The 2,490-nt window shown below is 47.5% G+C and carries 3 protein-coding genes; all 3 read right to left on the bottom strand.

Features of this window, described 5'->3' with window-relative positions:
* Positions 1–30 precede the first annotated feature (30 nt).
* The 3 genes from Aba26S_RS20650 to Aba26S_RS20660 all read right to left on the bottom strand — a co-directional run bounded on the left by Aba26S_RS20650 (position 31) and on the right by Aba26S_RS20660 (position 2,404).
* Positions 31–1,614 (bottom strand): IS66-like element ISAba25 family transposase, encoded by a 1,584-nt coding sequence (locus tag Aba26S_RS20650; RefSeq protein ID WP_005080957.1) that lies wholly within the window; start codon positions 1,612–1,614, stop codon positions 31–33.
* Between the two features lie 74 nt (positions 1,615–1,688).
* Positions 1,689–2,024 (bottom strand): IS66 family insertion sequence element accessory protein TnpB, encoded by a 336-nt coding sequence (tnpB, locus tag Aba26S_RS20655; protein WP_000618091.1) that lies wholly within the window; start codon positions 2,022–2,024, stop codon positions 1,689–1,691.
* Positions 2,021–2,404, bottom strand: a complete 384-nt coding sequence (locus Aba26S_RS20660; RefSeq protein WP_001055585.1) for a transposase — start codon at positions 2,402–2,404, stop codon at positions 2,021–2,023. The genes tnpB and Aba26S_RS20660 overlap by 4 nt, the downstream gene beginning before the upstream one ends.
* Positions 2,405–2,490: the final 86 nt, after the last annotated feature.

Here is a 2,490-nt window from a genome sequence, read left to right on the forward strand (position 1 = left end):
TAAGCGTCCGCTGAATCCCATACCTATTTTTTAATTCGATTTAGGTTTCCAGCAGTGCGGCAGCAATTCTTCAATTTGGGTCACTTTGTGTGTCGGTAACCTTTTCAGCACATCACTTAAATAGGCATACGGATCCAAGCCATTCAGCTTTGCTGACTGGATTAAAGTCATGATGTTTGCCGCTCGCTGACCACTGCGCAGCGAACCTGCAAACAGCCAGTTCTTGCGTCCCAACGCCCAGGGACGCATCTGATTCTCTACCCAATTGTTGCATATCGGTAGATTGCCATCATCCAGATAGCGGCTTAAGGCTGGCCAACGCTTCAGAGTGTAATTGATAGCCTTGGCGGTGGGAGAACTCGATGGCACTGTCAGATGATGTTGGTTGAGCCATTCATATAGTTGTTGCATCACTGGTTGACTATGCTGTTGTCGGTATTCGCGGCGGTCTTCCGCTGTACCATCGGTCTTTTTCCTGAGTTCTGCTTCTATCGCATACAGTTTCTGAATCAGCACTAAGGCCTGTTCAGCAACCTGACTTTTCCCAGTTACATGCAGTTCATGGAATTTACGACGTGCATGGGCCATGCACCCCACCTCAATCACCTGGCCTGATTTAAAACGTGCTTTATAACCACTGTAATCATCACAGACTAGATAGCCCTGCCAGCCTTTCAAGAACTCTTCAGCATGCTGGCCTGAACGACTATCCTGAAAGTCATAGATCACCGCCTGAACTGGATTATACTGTGTGGTGGCATAGGCCCAGACATAACCTTTCTTCGGTTTTTTATTATTCTCACCCATCCGCATGATGGTGACCGGTGTTTCATCTGCATGCAGCACCCGCTGTTGCAGCACCACCTCTTTTAAGGCATTGGCCAGAGGTTCCAGTTCTACACCGCAGCGACCTATCCAGTCAGATAAAGTGGATCTGGACAGATCAATGCCAGCCCGCTGATAGATCAGGCGCTGACGGTACAGCGGCAAATGATCGGCATACTTCGATACCAGCACATGGCTGAGCAATTCAGGTGAAGCAATGCCTTTATCAATCACATAGGCGGGCATCGCTTGCTGAGTTAGAGTGTCACACTGATCACAGACCCATTTACCACGCACATGCTGTTCCTTATAGAACTGTGCCGGTCTGAAATGCAGTTTTTCACTGACATCTTCGCCGATACGACGGAGTTGGCAGCCACAAGCACATTGGGTTGATGCAGGTTCATGCTCAATACGGATGGTGTGTAGATGATCTGGCAGTGGTCGACGTTTAGGTTTATTGGTTTTGGCTTTCTGTGTCGCTGCATTGGTTTTATCTGCATTTAGCCGTTCCAGTTCTAGATCAACCGCGGCAATATCTTCTTCAACCGCTTCATCCCACAGATGGATTTGTTTTGCCGTTAAGTGTTCATTCTTTTGGGCGAATTTGTGCTTTTTAAACAGCGCCAGTTCATGCTCGTATTTTTGATTGAGAATAGAAAGATGTTGAACTTTGGCATCCAATTGTTGGTTTGATTGTGCTAGAGACTGATGCTGCAGCGCCAACTGCCTGGTGAATTCCAGCAGTTGTTCATGGGTCAGTTGGCTTAAGTCAGGCAGCGTATTCATGACCGCAGTATGCCTGAGGTCATGAGAAGAATGAAATAGAACGTTTGGAGAATAGCAGAATGGTCGAGCCTGGTTTAAAGCATCGTCACCACCTGCTGTCGTCCAATGCGCTGCCAGGGCAAACCTTGGATCAGTGCCTGTAACTGTTCCGGGCTGAGGGCCACGGTTTCACCTTGGTGAACTTGAGCCCAGTGAAATTTGCCCTGTTCCAGCCGCCGGGCACACAGCCAGATGCCCAATCCATCATGTACCAGCACTTTCATGCGATGGCCACGTTTATTACAGAACAGGTAAGCACAATGCGGTTTGATGTAGCCAAAGGCTCTCACCACCTGAGCCATGGTCGTATCCATACCTGCACGCATGTCCATGGGCTGAGTAGACAACCAGATTTCATCAATGCGGATCATGTTGCAAGTGCCTTGAGTAATTCTGCCAAGGCAGGTATTTCTGATGTCTGCCATTTTAGCTGAATATCATTATTCGTATGAGGCACGGTGATACACAACGTGATCCTCTCATCAATAGGTTGGCTGATTGCAGCAGTGTAAGGCAAAGCAATAAATGCTGGATTCACATGAGTAGGATCCTGCACGGCACCCTCATGATGGCTGAAGATCCTGATCCAACGACTGACAAGGTTGGCATTAATACTATGTTGCAGTGCGACCGAAGCGATCGAGGTATTAGGATTTTTGCAGGCATTGACAATACTGAGTTTGAATTCTTTGCTGTATTTTCGGCGTTTTTTAGCAACAGGAGGTGTTGCTGAATATATATCCATGTTCATGGATTAAGTCCCCACTTGTTTTTAGGTGGGAACTAAATTAAGGCTTATAGGATCGCTTGGTAAGGCTGTGTTAGCCGGATGCTTAC

This window comes from Acinetobacter sp. NBRC 110496 (assembly GCF_000876115.1).
Taxonomy (GTDB): Bacteria; Pseudomonadota; Gammaproteobacteria; order Pseudomonadales; family Moraxellaceae; genus Acinetobacter.

Bases quoted from the DNA above. Each gene is read 5' to 3' on its own strand.
- Aba26S_RS20660 (WP_001055585.1), bottom strand. From the start codon at position 2,404: ATGAACATGGATATATATTCAGCAACACCTCCTGTTGCTAAAAAACGC.
- Aba26S_RS20650 (WP_005080957.1), bottom strand. From the start codon at position 1,614: ATGAATACGCTGCCTGACTTAAGCCAACTGACCCATGAACAACTGCTG.
- tnpB (WP_000618091.1), bottom strand. From the start codon at position 2,024: ATGATCCGCATTGATGAAATCTGGTTGTCTACTCAGCCCATGGACATG.